Annotated in this window: 15 protein-coding genes and 1 pseudogene; 8 read left to right on the top strand and 8 right to left on the bottom strand. The window is 67.4% G+C overall.

Going from position 1 to position 18,168, the window contains the following annotated elements:
* Nucleotides 1-54: 54 nt before the first annotated feature.
* Nucleotides 55-843 (bottom strand): DNA/RNA non-specific endonuclease, encoded by a 789-nt coding sequence (locus DB31_RS43315; protein ID WP_044199664.1) that lies wholly within the window; start codon nucleotides 841-843, stop codon nucleotides 55-57.
* Between the two features lie 208 nt (nucleotides 844-1,051).
* Nucleotides 1,052-2,395, bottom strand: a complete 1,344-nt coding sequence (locus DB31_RS43310; protein WP_044199660.1) for a glutamate--cysteine ligase — start codon at nucleotides 2,393-2,395, stop codon at nucleotides 1,052-1,054.
* A gap of 58 nt (nucleotides 2,396-2,453) precedes the next feature.
* Here DB31_RS43310 and DB31_RS43305 point away from each other — a divergent pair, with 58 nt between their 5' ends.
* From DB31_RS43305 to DB31_RS43295, 3 genes are all read left to right on the top strand, one after another.
* On the top strand, nucleotides 2,454-3,266 hold the full coding sequence (locus tag DB31_RS43305) for an EI24 domain-containing protein (protein WP_044199733.1): 813 nt from the start codon (nucleotides 2,454-2,456) through the stop codon (nucleotides 3,264-3,266).
* Nucleotides 3,267-3,507: 241 nt separating this feature from the next.
* Nucleotides 3,508-6,753, top strand: coding sequence for an MXAN_5808 family serine peptidase (locus DB31_RS43300; protein ID WP_044199657.1), 3,246 nt, complete (start codon nucleotides 3,508-3,510; stop codon nucleotides 6,751-6,753).
* Nucleotides 6,754-6,909: 156 nt separating this feature from the next.
* Complete coding sequence (locus DB31_RS43295) at nucleotides 6,910-7,845, top strand: hypothetical protein (protein ID WP_044199654.1); 936 nt, start codon at nucleotides 6,910-6,912, stop codon at nucleotides 7,843-7,845.
* Here the strand turns inward: DB31_RS43295 and DB31_RS43290 are convergent.
* Nucleotides 7,842-8,579 (bottom strand): glycerophosphodiester phosphodiesterase, encoded by a 738-nt coding sequence (locus DB31_RS43290; protein ID WP_044199651.1) that lies wholly within the window; start codon nucleotides 8,577-8,579, stop codon nucleotides 7,842-7,844. The genes DB31_RS43295 and DB31_RS43290 overlap by 4 nt on opposite strands.
* Nucleotides 8,580-8,689: 110 nt before the next feature.
* Here DB31_RS43290 and DB31_RS43285 point away from each other — a divergent pair, with 110 nt between their 5' ends.
* Genes DB31_RS43285 through DB31_RS43275 form a run of 3 tightly spaced genes read left to right on the top strand, consistent with a single transcriptional unit; the run spans nucleotide 8,690 to nucleotide 10,753 of the window.
* A complete protein-coding gene (locus DB31_RS43285; protein WP_044199643.1) occupies nucleotides 8,690-8,914 on the top strand; it encodes a twin-arginine translocase TatA/TatE family subunit in 225 nt (74 codons plus the stop codon).
* Nucleotides 8,915-8,969: 55 nt separating this feature from the next.
* Nucleotides 8,970-10,277 carry a hydroxyacid-oxoacid transhydrogenase gene (locus tag DB31_RS43280; protein WP_044199638.1) on the top strand — a complete coding sequence of 436 codons (1,308 nt, stop codon included), beginning with the start codon at nucleotides 8,970-8,972 and terminating at the stop codon, nucleotides 10,275-10,277.
* 20 nt (nucleotides 10,278-10,297) lie between these two features.
* Nucleotides 10,298-10,753: an acyl-CoA thioesterase gene (locus DB31_RS43275; RefSeq protein ID WP_205628666.1), complete on the top strand. Its 456-nt coding sequence runs from the start codon at nucleotides 10,298-10,300 to the stop codon at nucleotides 10,751-10,753.
* On the opposite strand, the gene DB31_RS43270 is transcribed toward DB31_RS43275, so the two are convergent.
* The 5 genes from DB31_RS43270 to purU form a co-directional block, all read right to left on the bottom strand.
* Nucleotides 10,754-11,515: a hypothetical protein gene (locus DB31_RS43270; RefSeq protein ID WP_044199631.1), complete on the bottom strand. Its 762-nt coding sequence runs from the start codon at nucleotides 11,513-11,515 to the stop codon at nucleotides 10,754-10,756. It lies immediately after the preceding gene.
* A gap of 168 nt (nucleotides 11,516-11,683) precedes the next feature.
* Nucleotides 11,684-13,450 carry a class II glutamine amidotransferase gene (locus tag DB31_RS43265; RefSeq protein ID WP_044199627.1) on the bottom strand — a complete coding sequence of 589 codons (1,767 nt, stop codon included), beginning with the start codon at nucleotides 13,448-13,450 and terminating at the stop codon, nucleotides 11,684-11,686.
* A 14-nt stretch (nucleotides 13,451-13,464) separates the two neighbouring features.
* On the bottom strand, nucleotides 13,465-14,448 hold the full coding sequence (locus tag DB31_RS43260) for an alpha-E domain-containing protein (protein ID WP_044199625.1): 984 nt from the start codon (nucleotides 14,446-14,448) through the stop codon (nucleotides 13,465-13,467).
* Nucleotides 14,445-15,917 carry a circularly permuted type 2 ATP-grasp protein gene (locus DB31_RS43255; RefSeq protein ID WP_044199623.1) on the bottom strand — a complete coding sequence of 491 codons (1,473 nt, stop codon included), beginning with the start codon at nucleotides 15,915-15,917 and terminating at the stop codon, nucleotides 14,445-14,447. Before DB31_RS43255 ends, DB31_RS43260 begins: the two co-directional genes overlap by 4 nt.
* A 105-nt stretch (nucleotides 15,918-16,022) precedes the next feature.
* Nucleotides 16,023-16,922 carry a formyltetrahydrofolate deformylase gene (purU, locus tag DB31_RS43250; RefSeq protein WP_044199620.1) on the bottom strand — a complete coding sequence of 300 codons (900 nt, stop codon included), beginning with the start codon at nucleotides 16,920-16,922 and terminating at the stop codon, nucleotides 16,023-16,025.
* Between the two features lie 109 nt (nucleotides 16,923-17,031).
* Here purU and DB31_RS43245 point away from each other — a divergent pair, with 109 nt between their 5' ends.
* Nucleotides 17,032-17,910 (top strand): DUF2381 family protein, encoded by an 879-nt coding sequence (locus tag DB31_RS43245; RefSeq protein WP_044199618.1) that lies wholly within the window; start codon nucleotides 17,032-17,034, stop codon nucleotides 17,908-17,910.
* Nucleotides 17,907-18,168, top strand: a pseudogene (locus tag DB31_RS43240) (serine/threonine protein kinase); the annotation flags it as partial. The gene DB31_RS43245 and the pseudogene DB31_RS43240, both read left to right, overlap by 4 nt.

The following is an 18,168-nucleotide window of genomic DNA, read 5'->3' as shown; positions in this document are numbered from 1 at the left end:
GCGCCGCGCCCGTAAAGGGGGCCCCCGCTCCTGTGGCCCTCCAGTCGGCCCTGCTCAGTTGCAGCCCTGGTTCGTGAGGAAGGTCACCCCACGGTTCTTCTCGTTCGTGCCGTTCGAGCCGCCGTAGTCGACGTTCTCGAAGGACAGGAGCACGCTGGCGCCCGTGGACTGGTTCCGGAGCTCCATCGTCATGATGCTGGGGATGAGCGTGGTGAGGTTCGGGTAGTTCGCGCCGATGGTGTAGCGCATCCGGCCGTTCGGCAGGGCCGCGCACCTGGCCATCTTGTTCTCGAGCGCCACCCAGTTGCCGCGGTTGAAGTTGGCATCCTGAGGCACCAGGTTCGCACGCTTGCCCCAGCCCCCGAGCTGCGAGCCGATGAGGTGTCCCCCGTCGTAGTCATTGCTGGGATTGGCCGCGTCACCCCACTGCCCCACGTTCCCCTGACAGGTGTCGTTGCGCGCCTCGGCGGCGATCGGCGGCAGATACGAGTACGCGCGGTTCGGCCGGCCCGAGCCATCGATGTAGTAGTACTCGCCGTTCAGGCTGTGCCAGATGTTGCGGTCGCTCGACGGGAAGAACTGCGGGCAGTCGGTGATGAGCTCCGCGGTGACGTTACCGTGCTGCACGAACCCGACGCCGTAGGGCGCCAACGCTCGCTGGATCTCGGCCTCGGAGTGGCTCTCGAAGAAGTCCATCAATGCGCTCGGGCCACCGAAGTCCCGCTCGATCTGGCTGGAGACCTGTTCGCCTCCGAGGTCGTGACTGCCCAGATCATCGGGTCCACAACCCACGAGCCAGAGACCCAACACCGACACAACGGACAGCTTGCCGAGGGTGCGCACGTCGTCGCTCCTGCACAGGTGGGGGAATACTGCGGAACCTGTCGCAAGAACGATTGTAGTCGCAATAATTGAGAACTGAAGATTCAGAGCCCGAGAAAAACAACCACAGGAAAACGGGCGACCCGCGAAAAGCGAGTCTTTGTATCAATATGTGTTTCACCCCCTCAGGTAGCGCTCCTCTGAGGTGCAGTGCGTCATCCTCTCATCGTTAGAGCGTGAAGCGTGGCAGCAGCGTCTCCATCCGCGGATCTTTGTGCCACGCGTCAAGAATGGCCTGCCCCGGGGAACGCCCCGACGCGGCCACCCGCGTGAGCGGCTCCAGCAGCGGCGCGTCCTGCGGATCCAGGCGCTCCAGCCCGCGGCGGGCAATGGCCACCATCTCCCCCGCCAGCCGGTGCAGGTCGTGCTGCCCCAGCTTCCCCGCCAGCCCCTGCCGCCGGGCCGTGTCGTGGAAGGCCAGGTGCTCGGCGAGGGACAACTTCGGCAGCAGCCGCTCCCCCTCCTCCAGCGCCGTCCTGTCGTACAGCAGCCCGCGCCACAGCGCCCCCAGCGCCCCCGTCATCTCCGCCGAGCCGCAATCCGCCCCGCGCACCTCGATCACCTTCTTGAGCCGCACCTCGGGGAACAGCGTGGACAGGTGGTCCGTCCAGTCCCCCATGTCCGCCGGCTGGCCCTCGAAGCCCTCCTTCAGCAGCTGGCGGAAGTTCATCTTCGGGTGCAGGTACTCACCCCGCCGGCGCAGGAAGAGCAGCGGCGCGTCCAGCGCCCACTCCACATAGGCCTGGTACGAGAACGAGCCATCGAAGAACGCCGGCAGGTAGCCACAGCGCGTGGGATCCACTTCATCCCAAACTCGGTTGCGGAAGCTCATCCACTCCGAGGGCTTGCCCTCCACCAGCGGGCTGTTGGCGTACAGCGCCACCATCAGCGGCGCCAGCCGCGCCACCAGCACCGTCTTGCGGACACAGTCCTCCTCGTCCGCCCAGTCGAACGAGGCCTGCCCCGTCGACGTCATCAACATCATGTTCAGCGCCAGCCGCCCGCGCTCCGGCAGCGTGCGCCGCATCACCTTGTAGCGCGTCTTCGGCATCCAGGGGACGTCCGCCGGAGTCCCAAAGGGCCGGTATCCCATCGCCACCAGCTGCAGCCCCAGCTCTCCCGCCGCCGCCTTCGCCTCGGCCAAGTGCCGCAGGTTTTCCGCGTGGGCCTCGCGCGCCGTGAAGAACGGGCTGCCGGACAGCTCCAGCTGCCCACCCGGCTCCAGCGACACCGTCTCGATGCCCCGCTGCAGCGCGATCACCGGAGACTCGGGCGTCTCCCGGAACGGCGTGTAGCCGCCGCTCTTCGCTCCCATCTTCTCCAGCAACGCGCCGATGCCGGCAGGCCCCTCGTAGGGCACATGCCGCGCTGCGCCTTGCGGGAAAACGAACTTCTCATGCTCGAGCCCCAGCCGGTGCTCGGTCCGGGGCTTCTCCGCCGCCCGGAAGACGTCCACCAGCGTGTCAATGGAGGTAATCGGTTGGGAGACTGCTCGTTTGAGATCCAGGGACATGGCCGCGCCTATATAACGTTCAATGAACCCGCTGCTCCCAATTACGCACCCTCCCTGGATGAATCCAACCTCCCCGGTGCCGACCCTCGCCCCCAAGGCACGCTTCTCTGACTTCTTTCAGGGACTCGGGCTGCTGCCTCGCGCCTTCGGCCTCATCTTCCGCTCGCCCAAGCTCTTCCTGCTCTCCGCCTTGTGTGCCGCAGTGACACTGGCCGTACTGGTAGTCCTGGCCATCTTCCTCTGGCGCTACACCCCCGGGCTGATCAACAGGTTCTTCGCCCGCCCGGAGAGCTGGTACGGCGAGGCGCTCTGGCAGCTCGTGCGGCTGCTCATCTCCCTGGTGCTCTGGGTGGTGGGCGCCAACACGGTGCCCCCTCTCCTGCTCGCTCCTCTGCAGGACCCGCTCTCCGAGGCCACCGAGGAGCTGTGCGGCGCCCCGCCCTCCTCACCCTTCAGCGTGGGCGCCTTCCTCAAAGGGCTGATGACGGGAATTGCCCACACCCTGGCCCGCCTCGTCACCCTGCTCCTGGGGCTGGCGGTGCTCTTTCCCCTCAACTTCATCCCTGGGGTGGGCAGCATCCTCTGGACGGTGCTGGGCAGTCTGTGGAGCATGATCTGGATGGCGGGCGAACACCTGGCCGCCCCCATGACGCGCCACCTCTACCCCTTCTCCGAGGTGCGGCGGATGCTGCGCGAGCGCCGGGCCCTCACCTTGGGGCTCGGAGCGGGCGTCTACCTGCTCCTGTGGATTCCGATCCTCAACACCTTTTTCCTCCCGGTCGCCGTCGTCGCGGGCACCCTCCTCTATCGAGGGCTCCGGGCGTCCGGGCAGCTCCCCCCACCTCCTGCCGCTCCACGCACTGCGCCGTGAAATAAAGGAGCGGCCCGGGTGTCTCCGCTCGGAAGAGGACCCTTCGCCCAGGAGCGCCCGGGAACGCAGTGCCTCCCAGGAACGTTCCTGTTCGATACCGAGGAGCGGACGCCTTGAAGCACCCAGAGTCCATGATTAGGCTTGCCCGGCTGCCTTCTGTGCTTATCGCCCTCGACAACAGCTGGAATTCATTGGCCTTTTCTTCACGCATCACCCCGGGGTGGCAGACGCCCCAGCTTGGATGAACCACATGCCGCGAATGCTTCGCCGGATCATCGCTGTCGCTGTCTTGCTCGGGGCCTGGGCCCTCGTGGGCAGTGACCGGGCCCCCATTCCGCTCACCATGGGGGCCGCGCAGGCCAGCCAGGGGTGGGATGGCTCGCTCTCTCAGCCCAAGGGCGAGAAGGCCCAGCACGACCTGTCCTCCCTGCGCGTCTTCACGAAGGTCATCCTCTACGTGAAGGACAACTACGTCGACCCCAAGCGCGTGAAGCCCAAGGAGATGATGATCGCCGCGCTGGAGTACGTGGAGAAGAGCGTCCCGGACGTGCTCGTCGAGGGCAACGCCGAGACGGGCAAGCTCAGCCTCAACGTCAACGGCAAGACGAAGGACTTCGACATCAGCCACGTGGACTCGCCGTGGAAGATGTCCTTCACCCTCAAGGACGTCTTCGACTTCATCTCGAAGAACATGCGTCCCATCGAGGACACCCGCGACATCGAGTACGCCGCCATCAACGGCATGCTCTCCACGCTGGATCCGCACTCGGTGCTGCTGCGCCCAGAGCTGTACCGGGAGATGAAGCTGTCCACCAAGGGTGAGTTCGGCGGCCTGGGCTTCGTCATCCAGATGCGCGAGGGCAACCTCACGGTGGTCCGCGTGCTGCCGAAGACGCCGGCGCACCGCGCGGGCATCCAGAAGGACGACCAGATCAAGAAGATTGGCGAGGAGTCCACGGTCAACATGGACCTGAACGAGGCCGTGTCCAAGCTGCGCGGCCCGGTGGACAGCAAGATCACCATCACCGTGGAGCGCAAGGGCTGGGACAAGCCCCGCGTGATGACGCTGGCCCGCGCGATGATCTCGATCGAGAGCGTCCAGCACAAGCTGCTGGCCGGCAACGTGGGCTACGTCCGCCTCAAGAACTTCCAGGGCAACACCACGCGTGACTTGGAGGCCGCGCTGGCGGACATCCGCAAGAACGCCGAGGCCAAGGGCGGCACCATGAAGGGCCTGGTCTTGGATTTGCGCGGCAACCCGGGCGGTCTGCTGGAGCAGGCCATCCAGGTGTCCGACACCTTCATCTCCAGCGGCGTGTTGGTGGCCACGGTGGGCCTGTCCGACAAGCTGCGCGAGGAGAAGCGCGCCCGTCCGCAGGAGGGCGAAGACGCCTACCCCATCGCCGTGCTGGTGAACTCGGGCAGCGCCTCGGCCTCGGAGATCGTCGCTGGCGCGATGAAGAACCTCAACCGGGCGGTCATCATCGGCCGGCAGACGTTCGGCAAGGGCAGCGTGCAGGTGCTCTATGACTTCCCGGACGACAGCGCGCTGAAGCTGACCATCGCTAAGTACCTGACGCCGGGCGACGTCTCCATCCAGGAGGTGGGCATCATCCCGGACATCCAGCTGGTGCCCACGAAGGTCACGGATGAGAGCGTGATCGTGTTCGCGCCCCGCCGCTCCATTGGCGAGGCGGATCTGGACCAGCACTTCGGCAACCCGGACTCGGACAAGGTGGCCAAGAAGCGCGAGGACGTGCTGGATCGCGAGAAGCCCATCGACAGCCTCAAGTACCTGAAGGTGGACGAGAAGGTGCAGGCCCAGGCCACCGCCAAGAAGGAGAAGGAGGAGGCCGAGAAGGCTCCGAAGACGGCGCAGAAGGATGCCAAGGACGCCAAGGGCAAGGCCGGTGGCAAGGACCCGCTGCTGGACACGGAGGTGGGCGGCCAGAGCGAGGACCTCGACGACCAGCTGGACGCGGAGAGCCAGGACGAAATCAAGGAGGACTTCGAGGTCTCCTTCGCCCGGGACTACGTGCTCAAGGCCACCTCCAGCAACCGCATGGAGCAGCTGAAGCAGGGCAAGGCCTTCATCGACCAGAAGCGTGCGGAGGAGGAGCAGCGCATCAACTCCGCCATCGCCGCGCTGGGCGTGGACTGGAGCCCGGGCCCCACCCCGAAGAACGTGCAGCTGGAGGCCACCTTCTCTCCGCCGTCGGATCAGCCGGTGAAGGCCGGTGAGGCGCTGGACATGGTGGTGACGGCCGAGAACAAGGGCACCGAGCCGCTCAAGCGCGTGCGCGCCTGGACGGAGAGCGACAACGCCTTCCTGGACCGCCGCGAGTTCGTGTTCGGCTCCCTCGCCCCGGGCGAGAAGAAGACGTGGAAGGTGCAGGTGAAGCTGCCCAAGGACATGACTTCGCGCCGGGATGACGTGACGGTGAAGTTCATGGACGACAACGGCCTGCTGCCCAAGACGCTGGTGAGTGAGCTGGGTTTCCTGGAGCTGCCGCGGCCGTCCTTCGCCTTCAACTGGCAGGTGCTGGATGACTGCGCCACGTGCAACGGCGACGGCGTGGCCCAGTTCGGCGAGGACATCACCGTGGCGCTGGACGTGACGAACGTGGGCAACGGCGTGGCCATGAACTCGTTCGCCACCATCAAGAACGCGGGCGACCCGAACGTCTTCATCAAGAAGGGCCGCTTCAGCCTCGAGGAGCTGGCCCCGGGCGAGACGAAGACGGCGCGGTTCCTGCTGGAGGTGAAGAAGGGCTACAAGGGCGACACCTTCCCGCTGAAGCTGGCCATCATCGACGAGCCGCTGGAGGAGTTCGTCACCGAGAAGCTGGAGCTTCCCGTGCGCGACACGGCGGCCCTGACGCTGGAGCCCACCAAGTCCATGGTGAAGCTGAGCGAGAAGACGGAGCTGCTCAGCTCGCCGCTGCCGGACGCCAAGCCGGTGGGTCGGGTGTCGAGCGCCTCGGTGCTGCCCGTGGTGGCTGTGGGCAAGGGCTTCTACAAGGTGACCGTGGGTGAGGATCGCTTCGCCTTCGTGCGCAGCTCGGACGCCAAGGAGCAGAAGGCCGCCAAGGCGGTGCTGCCCAAGAAGGTGGAGTGGCTGACGCGCATGGCTCCTCCGGGCATCCACCTGGATGTGGACACCAGCCACGGCGGCGTGATGGCCACTGGCGACCGGTACTCGCTGTCCGGCACGGTGACGGATCCGGACGGCATCCTGGACGTGTACGTGCTGGTGAACGACCAGAAGGTCTACTTCAAGGCGGTGGATCCCAAGGGTGAAGAGCCGCGCAAGCTGAAGTTCTCCACGGAGTTCGCGCTCAAGGAGGGCAACAACAATGTCCTCGTGGTGGCGCGCGAGGATGCGGACTTCGCCAGCCGCAAGACGCTGGTGATCCGCCGCCGGCCGGCCGAGGTGGCGCAGAAGCTGGTGGGCTCCAGCACGGGCCCGCAGCAGAAGACGCCGTAGGCCGCGAGCACACACGGTGCATTTCCCGGGCGGCTCCCCGGAGGCTTCGGCCTCTGGCGGGGCCGCCCGTTTTATTGACGCTCTTGGCGGCGGCACGTTAGCGTCCGCCGAGAGTGGCCCCCGTTGCCGGCGGGAGCCCTGGGAGGCGGTTTGAGGATGCACGCGTTCAGTCGGTGGATGGCCCTAGTGACGCTCCTGTCGGGGGCCGCCGCGCACGCGGACAAGAATGACCTGCGGCTTGTGAGCCTGGGCAACCCGAACGCAGGGGGCGCCAACGCCAGCGCCACGGCGAACTCGGACTTCCAGGCCTTCGCGCGATCTATGGCTGCGAGCCTGATGTCCGCGAACCTGATGCCGCCGGAGTCGCTGGGCCACGCGGGCTTCAACGTCAACGCGGAGCTGTCCGTGGTGAACCTGCCGAAGGCGCGGGCTGAGGGCGAGGACAGCGGTGTCACCATCCCGATGGAGGAGGCACAGCCCGGCACGATGCTGGTGCCCGCCCTGCACGTCCGCAAAGGCCTGCCCTTCTCCACGGAGCTGGGCGGGCGCGTGGCCTGGATCGAGCGGAGCCGCATGATCGCCGCGACCGGCGAAGTGAAGGTCGCCCTTCACGAAGGAGGAATCATCGAGGGCTTCCTCAAATACCTACCGGACCTGGGCGTGCGCGGCCACATCACCAAGCTGATGGGCGCCCAGGATCTGAGCCTCACCGCCATGGGCTTCGATGTGGGCATCGGCAAGCGGCTCCCGCTGGGCGGCATGGTGACGTTGACGCCTTATGGAGGCCTGGACTTCTCCGTCGTCAGCGCCCAGTCGGCCACCCTCGACTTCCAGCCGGACCGCGCCCCCAGCACCACGCTGGATCCGGTGGCTGCGCTCCAGAACACGGGCTCCTACGGGCGCCTGCACTTCCACGAGAACATGACCCAGCGCATCTACGGCGGCGCGCGCTTCGTCGGCGGCGTGCTGCAGCTGGGCGCGGAGATCTCCTTCACCCGCCTGGGCAACGTGCCCGTAACGGACGGCTCGGAGCAGACACGTGGCCTGCCCACGGTGGTCACCTTCAACACCTCGTTGGGCCTCGACTTCTAATCAGGGTCCTGTCGGCCGCTCCGCAGGGCCTCTCGCAAGGCTCCGGGGCGGTTGGTGATGAGGTAGGAGACGCCCAGCGCCTCCAGCTCCCGCGCCCGCTCGGGCGCGTCCACGGTCCATGCGGCTACGCGTAGGCCTGCGTTGAGCCACTCCTCCATGCGCTCCGGCGTGCACGCACTGTGGTGCGGGTGCACCGAGTGCGAGGACACCAGCGGGCTCAGCAGGTGAGCCTGGGGCGCCCAGGGCCTGTCCGGGTGGATGAGCAGCCCGCGCCGCAGAGAGGGTGCGACGGCGGCGACCCGGAACAAGCACATCGAGTTGAAGCTGGAGATCACCACCCGCTCGCTCAGCCCCTTCTGGGTGACGAGCTCCGCCACGCGGCGCGACAGCCCCCCATCCCGGACCTGGGCGCACTTCAGCTCGATGTTCACGAGGAAGTGCGAGGGCAGCGCGTCCAGCACCTCCTCCAGCAGGGGAATGCGTGCGGGGCGGAAGCCCAAGGACGTGCCCACGTCTGCCCGCTGGAGCTTCCACCAAGCGGTGGTGCCCACCTGCCAGGGCAGGCCGGCGAGCCGGTCCAGCCGCTCATCGTGACAGACCACCACCTCGCCCGAGCCGCACACCTGCGCATCCAGCTCCACGCCGTCAGCGCCCTGGCGCACGGCCTCGGAGAAGGCCTCCAGGGTGTTTTCGGGGGCGTCAGCACTGGCCCCTCGGTGGGCGAGCAGGAGCATGGGGACAGTCTGCGCCAGAGCAGGCCCAAGAAGGCGGGAGAAGTACGGCCCGGCCTTCTCAGGAGACAGGTGGCTTGCCTCGCCGAGGGGTTTGCTGCACTGTGGCGCCCATGTGTGGGCTGGGCCTCGGCGAAATGATTGTCATCGGCTTCATCCTGGTGGTGGTCTTCTCCGCCTCGCGGATGGGCCAGCTGGGCAACGCCGTGGGCAAGTTCGTCTACTCGTTCAAGAAGGCCTCCAAGGGTGAGGACTTCGTGGACGCGAAGCCCCTGCCCCCGGGCGCGCGGCGCGGCACCACGGACGCCGAGTACACCGACCCCACCAAGAAGAGCTGAACCCTCTTCCGTCCCTGGACGCTACAGTGCACCCGAACCCCTCCGGAGGGATTCGGTGCTCTGCCGCCACTACCACCTCGTAGGCGAAGGCTGCGACAGCGCCTTCACGGTTGATACCTCGCGCATCACCTTTGGTCGAGGCTGCCTGGCCGAGGTGGGTGATCGCGCCAAGGCGCTCGGGATGAAGCGCGTGGCCCTGTTCTCTGACGAGCGCATGGCGCGGCTCGAGCACTTCCAAAAGGTGCGTCAGTCCCTGAGCGCCGCCGGGCTGGACGTGGCCGTCTACACGGACGTGCACGTGGAGCCTACGGATCAGTCCTTCCTGGAGGCGGCGCGGTTTGCCTCGGAGGCCCGGCCAGACGGCTACATCTCGCTGGGTGGCGGTTCAGTCATCGACACGTGCAAGGGCGCCAACCTCTACGCCACATACCCGGCGGACTTCCTCGCCTACGTGAACGTGCCCGTAGGCCAGGGGCGTGCGGTGCCCGGCCCGCTCAAGCCGCACATCGCCTGCCCCACCACCTCGGGCACGGGCAGCGAGGTGACAGGCATCACCATCTTCGACCTGCTCTCCCTGAAGGCGAAGACGGGCATCGCCGCTCTGGCGCTGCGTCCCACCGAGGCCCTCATCGACCCGGACTGCACAGCCACCCTCCCGAGCGAGGTGGTCGCCGCCAGTGGGCTCGACGTGCTGTCCCACGCGCTGGAGTCCTATACGGCCCGCCCGTATGTGCGCCGCCCTGCCCCTGCTCGCCCGAGCCTGCGCCCCATGAGCCAGGGCGCCAACCCGTGGAGCGACCTGGGCTGCCGCGAGGCGCTGCGCCTGATGGGCCTGTACCTGGAGCGCGGAGTGGCGGACGCACAGGACCACGAGGCCCGAGAGCAGCTGATGTGGGCCGCCACGCTGGCGGGCATCGCGTTCGGGAACGCCGGAGTGCACGCGCCGCACGGCATGGCCTACGCGGTGGCCGGGCTGGTTCGAGACTTCCACCCCTCGGGCTACCCACAAGGCGAGCCCCTGGTGCCGCACGGCATGTCCGTCATCGTGAACGCCCCGGCCGTGTTCCGCTACACCGCCGAGGTGAGCCCCGAGCGGCACCTGGAGGCCGCAGAGTGGCTCGGCGCGGACGTGCGAGGTGCGGCGCCCGCGGATGCCGGTGAGGTACTCGCGAGGAAGCTGATCCAGATCATGCGCACGGTAGGCATGCCCAACGGCCTGGGTGGCGTCGGCTACACCGAGGCGGACCTCATTCCCCTCACCGAGGGCGCCTACCCGCAGCAGCGGCTCCTGCAGAACGCGCCCCGGGAGATGAGCCGCCCCGTGCTCACCGAGCTGTTCCGCCAGGCGCTGCGCTACTGGTAACCCCTTCCGAGGCCTCCGCCGTGTCCGAAGCCGAGACTGCTGACCGCTACCGCTACTTCCTGCCCATCACCACTCGCTGGATGGACAACGACGTCTACGGCCACATCAACAACGTCACCTATTACAGCTACTTCGACACGGTGGCGAACCACTACCTCATCCACGAAGGGGGCCTCGACATCCACAGCAGCCCCGTCATCGGCCTGGTGGTGGAGTCCCGGTGCTCCTACCACGCCCCGCTCGCGTATCCGGATCGCCTCCGAGCAGGTCTGCGCGTGGACAAGCTGGGCAACCGCTCGGTGACATACGGGATCGCCATCTTCAAGGAGGGCGAGGAGCAAGCCGCCGCCCACGGGCACTTCGTGCACGTCTTCGTGGACCGAGCGTCGCGCAAGGCCATGGCCATTCCCGAGCGCCTGCGCGAGGCCCTCGCGCGCCTTGCCCCTCCTCCGCCCACGACGGAAGAAGAAGTCTGATCAGCCGGTGGCCTCAGTCCCCAAGAGCCTGCGGGTAATTGCCCGCGTCAGCGAGAGCAGGTTCGCCGGGGTGAAGCGGAACCACATCCCCACGTATGAGCCGTTCGTACGGAACTCCGGGTTGACCGAGGCATAACGCCGGGCCGCAGGCTTCTCGAAGAAGGCGGGGGGATAGCGGCCCAGCGTCTCGGGCGTCATGTAGATGTTCACGAAGAACAAGCCCGTCTCGGGATCCACCCGGAAGTGACTCTCTTCGGCCAGGACCCGGAAGGCGTCGCGCACCGCCGCCTCCTCCCTCCCGGACGCTTTCGGGTCGACCATCTGATACTCCGCGAGCGCCTCGGTGATGGACACGAAGCCGAAGATGCTCGGAATGGACAGCCGGTAGAAGCGCGTCCTCGGGTGGCGAAGCTGGTTCTCCAGGAAGAACGACAGCCCCGCGAGCAGGTGCAGGCCCCGGCGGCGGAACTCGGGAAGGATCCGCAGCTTGCCTCCCAGGATGATGCGGCTCCGAGGCAACGCCATGGGCGCCGTCCTCCAGAACTGGAAGCCGACGATGCCCCCGGTGTCCACGCGGCGGAAGACGTGGACCACCTCGTTTGCCTGAGCGTGCACGCGGAAGTGCTCCAGGTCCTCGGCCATCAGCCGGGTGGCCAACGCGTGCAGTTCCCGCAGCGTGGCCTCGGTGAGCTCCTCCCGGCGGATGCGCTCCATCCGAACCGCCGGGTTCATCTCGGAGAGCCGCAGCAGGAAGTCGAGCATGGTCCCCCCTGTTCTAGCGCCACCCGCGCCGAGGACCATGGAAGATCCGCTACGCCAGGGCAGTTCCAGTGTGGCCGTGGCTCCCCTTGCGCAGGAAGTCCATGCGCGCCTCGTCTCCCCGCAGGCTACCGCTGGCGGAGCGCGCCCTGGGGCCGCGCTGGGCCGTGCTCAGCGGCTCGGCTCCTCCACAGGCTCGCAGCGCACGAGGGCCTCGAGCCGCTCCATCCCTCCTCCCACGTAGATGGTGCCCGAGGTGGGCGCCGCGTCCGAGTACGAGCGCCCCACCGCCAGCCGCACGTGATCCGTCTGAGTGATCACGCCGTTGGTGGGATCGAACCCCTTCCACCCGCGCTCTGGGAGGTACGCCTGGACCCAAGCGTGCGAAGCCTCGGCCTGCTGCGTGTTCGCGTGCTTGGGGCCCGTGTAGATGTAACCGCAGGTGTAGCGCGCGGGCACTCCGAGCAGACGCGCCAGGCAGACGAAGAGGTTGGTGAAGTCCTGGCACACCCCGTGCCGCGCCGCGTACACCTGGAACGGCGTGGTGTGCACCGTCGTCACCCCCTGCGCGTAGCGGTACTCCTTGAAGAGGGTGAAGTTGAGGTCCAGCAGCGTGTCGAGCAGGTCGAAGTCGTTGCGCCGCGCGAAGCTCATCGCGTACTCGAGCAGCTCCTCGAGCTCCGTGTCCGGCAGCGCCGGGGGCTGAAGGAACGGCTGCAACATCACCTGCTGCCACGGCATCCACAGCAACGGGAACGTGGTGCGGATGTGCGGCGTGTGAGAGCCCAGCGGATCCGTGTCCTTCAGCTCCACGCGGGAGCGTGCTTCGATGACGAGCTCCGTGTAGGGCGTCTCCACGTGCGCACGCCGCACCCGGTTGCCAAACACGTCCTCGTACTCCTCGCGGAGGGTGCCCGCGGACATGGTCAGCTCGTGCGAGAGCACGGACTGGAGCCGATCCTGCGCGGGCGTCATCCGGAGGATATGGGTGCTGCGCTCCACGGCCCGGTTGTAGCGGTAGACGGTGCGGTGATGCACATCCATCACCCGGGACTTGGCCACGTTGGGGCGGCGCAGACGGGCGCGGGCCTCCAGCTCGGCGGCCACAGCGTCCTGGCCGGCCCCGCGCGGCACGTTCGGAGGCAGCACCTCGGCGCGCACGGCACCCTGCCGCACCACCACCAGGGCCCCGGGAGGCACGGGCGTCCAGTCGGCCTTCATGCCCGTGCGCGACTCGATGGGGTCCGTGCAGATGATGACGCCCTTGTGGCCCTTGGCGCCGCGCTTGGTCAGGTCCATCTCCACGTCATCATCGCCCAGCGCGAGCCGGTCGTACGGCGGCTTCACGCGCCACAGCCACGCGCCCGTGGCGCTCTGCGCGTCCGCGTAGACGCACAGGTCCTGCCCGTCCGTGAAGAACAGGGTGAGCGGACCGAAGGAGTTGATCTCCTCCAGCCAATCGCGCAGCCGCTCCAGATCCACCTCCCCGAGCCGCTGCCAGCCCGCCGCCTGGACCCAGCTGAGCAGCCGGCAGAAGACGAGCTCCGAGTCGGTGGAGCCCACGGGCGCGAGGTGGATTTCGGGCGGAGGCGGCAGGGCACGGCGGAGGCTGCCGCTGTGGCCGAACATCCAGTCCCGGCCGCCGTAGCTGCGGCAGAAGGGCTGGGTGTTGGCGTCGCTGATGGCGCCCCACTTGGCGTTGCGGATGTGCAGGAGAAAGAGCGGAGACTCCAGGTGTCCCCAGGCCTTGACGAGCTCGCTGTGGATGCTGCCGCCCGGCGGTGGGGCGTGCTCCTTGAGCACCTGCGCCGAGGGCTCACTGCCCGGGTAATAGCCCAAGCCCCACCCGTCCGGGAGCTTGTTCCCGGGAGCGAGACAGCGAAGGTCCAGGCTGGGGGCGAGCGTCCCCTCGAAAGAAGTGGCAAGCAGGTTGGGCATGGGGACGCGGAACTTTACTGGGCCTGAACCTGGGAACCCAGGGTCTTGGGCGTGCCGAAGAACTCGGCGGCCAGGGACTGGCAGAGCGCGGCGGTGGAATCCACCACGTGGGTGAGCAAGCTGTGGATGGTGATGTTCGGATCCGCGAGAGCATCCGGTCTCAGCCTCGCGAGCAACTGCTTGCTCAGCGCCACCGTCTCCGCTCCGGGCAGGCCCCTCGTTCCGGGCGGGTGGAACTCCTCCAGGTAGCGCGTCGCGGACTTCAGGCAGTAGCGGATGGAGCGCGGGAACTCCTGCTCGAAGAGGAGGAAGGAGGCCACAGCGTCGCCCGTCACCTTGCCCTGGTTGCGCTTCATGAAGGCCTCGAAGCCCGAGCAGGCGCGCAGCAACGACAGCCAGAGGCTCGTCTCCACCACCTGGTGGCCATCCGGCAGTTGCTTGAAGGCATGGTGGTGCACGTCCAGCACGCGGGCCGTCTGCCCCACGCGCTCCAGGAGCACGCCCAGCGTGATGAAGTCCAGCGGCGCGTCGTGGAGCATGGTGTTGCGGAACAGACCCAGGCACAGCTGCGCCATGCGGCGCACGTGGCGGTAGAAGCCGTAGCGGTGCTCCTTGAACTCCCTCCGGGCCTCCTCGCTGTGCAGCCACAGGTACAGCTCGTTGAGGACCTCCCAGCACTCGAGGCTCACCACCTCGCGGATGGCGCGCGCGTTCTCGCGAGCCCAGCTCAGCACCTCGATCAGGCTGGAGGGGTTCTTCTGCTCCCACACCATGTACTGCTGCACCTGCTCGCCGTCGCTCTCGGCCACGGTGCCGTGGAGCGCATCGAAGCGCTCGCGCTCGCCGAAGACGACCACCACGGGGCTCCAGACCTGCTCCGGAGACAGCCCCGCGTCCAGCGCCAGCGTGCCCGTCACCTGGAGCACCCGGGCCGTGCTCTCGGCGCGCTCCAGGTAGCGCCCGAGCCAGAAGCAGTGCTCCGCCACTCGCGCGATCATACGGCCTCCCGCTGCACCCAGGTGTCCTTCGAGCCACCACCCTGGCTGGAGTTCACCACGTACGAGCCCTCCCGCAGGGCCACGCGACTCAGGCCACCCGGGAGCACCCAGGGCCCCTGTGGGCCGGTGAGGATGTAGGGCCGCAGATCCACGCGGCGAGGCGCCACCTTCTCCTTGTCGGCGATCCACGTCGGGCAGGAGGACAGCTCGACGCGGGGCTGAGCCACGTAGCGACGGGGCTCGTCGAGGATGCGCTGGCGGAACTCCTCGCGGGCCTCGCGCGTGGACTGAGGGCCCATGAGCATGCCGTAGCCGCCCGCCTCGTCCACCGTCTTCACCACCAGTTCCTCCAGATGGTCGAGCACGTATGCGCGGTCCTCCTTGCGCAGGCACACGTAGGTGGGCACCTGCTCCAAGAGGGGCTCCTCAGAGAGGTAGAAGCGGATCATGTCCGGCACGAAGGCGTAGACGGCCTTGTCGTCCGCCACGCCGTTGCCCGGGGAGTTGGCCAGGGCGACGTTGCCTGCGGCGTAGGCGCGCATCAGCCCGCGCACGCCGAGCATGCTGTCCGGACGGAACATCTCCGGATCCAGGAAGGCGTCATCGATGCGGCGGTAGATGACATGGACGCGGCGAGGCCCGCGCGTGGTGCGCACGAAGACGCGGTCGTCGTCCACGAAGAGGTCGGCCGGGTGAACCACCTCCACGCCCATGGTACGGGCCAGGAAGGTGTGCTCGAAGTAGGCCGAGTTGTAAGGCCCGGGCGTGAGCACCACGACGGTGGAGCGCTCGGGGGCCTCGGGGGACACGGCGCGCAGCGTCTCGGCGAGGCGCGCCGGGTAGTGGTCCACCTGGCGGACGCGGGCCTGCTCGAAGATCTCCGGCATCACGCGCTTGGAGACGATGCGGCTCTCCAGCACGTAGGAGACGCCCGATGGCGTACGGAGGTTGTCCTCGAGCACCCGGAAGGTGCCCTGCTGGTCGCGGATGAGATCGATGCCCGAGATGTGGATGCGCACGCCACCTGCGGGGCGCACGTGGCGCAGCTGGGGCAGGTACAGCTTGGTGCCATAGACGATCTCGCGCAGCTCGGGACGCTCAGCGAGCATGCGCTGCTCGCCATAGACGTCATCCAGGAAGTGGGCGAGCGCCCGGACGCGCTGCTCCAGCCCGCGCTCCAGGTGGACCCAGTCGGGCGCGGAGATGACGCGGGGGATGAGACAGAAGGGGAAGATCTTCTCGGTGCCTCGGGCGTCCGAGTACACGGAGAAAGTCACACCCTGGTTGAGCAGGGCGCGCTCCGCGAGGCTCTGGAAGCGGGCGAAGTCCTCGCAGGTTCGAGCCCCGAGCATTCCGAGGGTGCGAAGGAAGGCGGCACGCGGCGTCCCCGCCGCATCGAACAGCTCGTCAAACGTCCCGGGCGCGACGGCATAGCCCTCGAACAACCCGGGTACTGACTCCCTTCTCATCCAGTCTCCTCCGGCCCACGGCTCCCCATGGGGATGACACCGTGCGTTGATCACTCTAGCCCGGTTGGGGCGGTATTTAGGAGAGGGTCTGGAGCACCCTGGCCATCACAGGATGATGGTGCGGCGGCCTTCGACGACGACGCGGCGCTCCAGATGGGCGCGCACGGCCCGGGCGAGCACCACGCGCTCCACATCCCGGCCCACGCGCACCAGTTCCTCGGGACCCATGGCGTGGGAGACGCGCGCCACGTCCTGCTCGATGATGGGCCCCTGGTCGAGGTCCTTGGTGGCGTAGTGGGCGGTGGCGCCGATGATCTTCACACCTCGGGCATAGGCTTGGTGGTAGGGCTTGGCGCCCTGGAAAGCCGGTAGGAAGCCGTGGTGGATGTTGATGACGGGGGGCGCCTGCTTGAGGAAGTCATCGGTGAGCACCTGCATGTAGCGGGCGAGCACCACGAGATCGATGTGGTGGCGGCGCAGCAGGTCCAGGACGGCGGCCTCTTGGGCGGGCTTGGTGTCGGGGGTGACGGGGAGCGTGAAGAAAGGGACGCGGAAGTTCTCCGCCACGGACTCCAGGGCGGTGTGGTTGCCGATGATGAGGGGTATCTCGCACGGCAGCTCGCCGCTCTGCTGGCGCAGGAGCAAGTCGTAGAGGCAGACGGGCTCCTTGGTGACGAGGATGGCCACTCGGGCGACTCGGTCGCTGAAGGCCACGGACCACTCGGCCTGGAGCGAGCCCGCCAGCTTCGCGAAGGCATCGGTGAGGCTCTTGCGCGAGCTCGAACCGCCCAGCCCCTGAACGGCCTGAGGGCTCTCGAGGCGGGACAGGTCCACCACCAACCGCATGAAGAAGCGGGGGCCACCGCTCTCGGTGAAGACCTCGGTGTGGTTGCTGGCGTCGATGATGTTGAGACCCAGTTCGGAGAAGAAGCTGGCCAGCCTGGCAACGAGGCCAGGAGCGTCGGGAGAGGCAATCAGGAAGGTGGCTCTGGCTGCGGAGGACATGGCTCCGCACGTACTCCAGGCCCCTTGCCCCGGACAAGCCCTCGCTCCGGCTTGGGATGATCGCCGAGCCTCCGGGGTCTGGTAATGTAACCTTGGAGGTCAGCCCGCAGTGTGCCAACCTATCATATGGACCCTCGCCATCGTTCTCCTCCTCGGAACGACTGCGCGGGCTCAATCGAGCACCCCTCAAGAGCGCCGAGGACGGTCCGTCACCGTGACCGGCAACCCCATGGATCCGCCGCACGAGATCCGCATCGCCCAGGGCGTCACCACGGTGTTCCGCTTCCAGTCCCCGCTTAACCGAGAGTCCGTCGAGGTGGATGGGCGCGGCACTCGAATCACGGTGGACGCAGGCGATCGGTCCCTCATCCTTGAACCTCTGCTCAAGCTCGCATCCACCGAGCGCCTGGCTCTGCGCGTCCCATTCGCGGATGGGAAAGCTCCGGCTCACGCGGTGTTTGTTCTCGTGCCGGCTTCCTCCGAGGTGGACACCCGGATTGACGTGGTACGGCTTGAGCCACCAGAAGCCACCTGTCAGACCGACCTGCTGGCGCTCAGAGCCCAGTGCCATGCGAGGGGGCCTCTTGAATTCGCGCGGGCCGGCTACTTGGACGAGACCGGCGTCAAGACCACATCCTTTGAGTTCTACCGGGACGAGGTGGGCGGCTTCGAGTCGGCACGCGGCGTTTCCCATCTCGGCCCCGGCTGGTTGCTGCTGGATGTCAGAATCATCAACGAGTCCAGTCACCCTTGGCTTCCGCAAGAGGCGACGATGACAAGTGATGAGGGAAGGCAGGTGACGGTGCGAACGATGACAGCAATCCCAGAGGAGATTTTACCCGGGCAAGATGGGCGAATTCTCGTGGAAACGGAGGCACCGCCAAAGGGTACTGGGGGAAAATACGTGCTGGAACTCAGAGGGAAAGATGGCCGGAGCTTTTCGATTCCCGCCGTGCGCGTGCTGCCGAAGGTGGAGGGCAAGCCGTGATCGGAACAAGCGAGCTACCGCCCGGCACCGTCGTGGACGGCTGGCAGGTGGTAGGGGCCATGAGTCAGGGCGGCTTCGGCGCTGTCCACCAGGTGGAGAAGGACGGCCAGCCGTTCGCGCTCAAGCTCGCGCTACACCGGCAGGAGAGCGGCGACCATGGGCGGACACACGCCCGCACGCTGCGCGAGGTGCTGGTGCTTCTGATGCTGGACCATCCCAACATCGTGAAGCCGCGCGCCTTTGGTTACTTGCCCGATG

Origin of the sequence: Hyalangium minutum (assembly GCF_000737315.1) — a bacterium.
Classification (GTDB): domain Bacteria; phylum Myxococcota; class Myxococcia; order Myxococcales; family Myxococcaceae; genus Hyalangium; species Hyalangium minutum.
This window is presented reverse-complemented; position numbering and strand designations above follow the sequence as displayed.

What these genes read in the sequence shown, in the direction of transcription:
- DB31_RS43310 (WP_044199660.1), bottom strand. Translation starts at nt 2,395, where the DNA reads ATGTCCCTGGATCTCAAACGAGCAGTCTCCCAACCGATTACCTCCATT.
- DB31_RS43305 (WP_044199733.1), top strand. Translation starts at nt 2,454, where the DNA reads ATGAATCCAACCTCCCCGGTGCCGACCCTCGCCCCCAAGGCACGCTTC.
- DB31_RS43300 (WP_044199657.1), top strand. Translation starts at nt 3,508, where the DNA reads ATGAACCACATGCCGCGAATGCTTCGCCGGATCATCGCTGTCGCTGTC.
- DB31_RS43295 (WP_044199654.1), top strand. Translation starts at nt 6,910, where the DNA reads ATGCACGCGTTCAGTCGGTGGATGGCCCTAGTGACGCTCCTGTCGGGG.
- DB31_RS43290 (WP_044199651.1), bottom strand. Translation starts at nt 8,579, where the DNA reads ATGCTCCTGCTCGCCCACCGAGGGGCCAGTGCTGACGCCCCCGAAAAC.
- DB31_RS43285 (WP_044199643.1), top strand. Translation starts at nt 8,690, where the DNA reads ATGTGTGGGCTGGGCCTCGGCGAAATGATTGTCATCGGCTTCATCCTG.
- DB31_RS43270 (WP_044199631.1), bottom strand. Translation starts at nt 11,515, where the DNA reads ATGCTCGACTTCCTGCTGCGGCTCTCCGAGATGAACCCGGCGGTTCGG.
- DB31_RS43265 (WP_044199627.1), bottom strand. Translation starts at nt 13,450, where the DNA reads ATGCCCAACCTGCTTGCCACTTCTTTCGAGGGGACGCTCGCCCCCAGC.
- DB31_RS43260 (WP_044199625.1), bottom strand. Translation starts at nt 14,448, where the DNA reads ATGATCGCGCGAGTGGCGGAGCACTGCTTCTGGCTCGGGCGCTACCTG.
- DB31_RS43255 (WP_044199623.1), bottom strand. Translation starts at nt 15,917, where the DNA reads ATGAGAAGGGAGTCAGTACCCGGGTTGTTCGAGGGCTATGCCGTCGCG.
- purU (WP_044199620.1), bottom strand. Translation starts at nt 16,922, where the DNA reads ATGTCCTCCGCAGCCAGAGCCACCTTCCTGATTGCCTCTCCCGACGCT.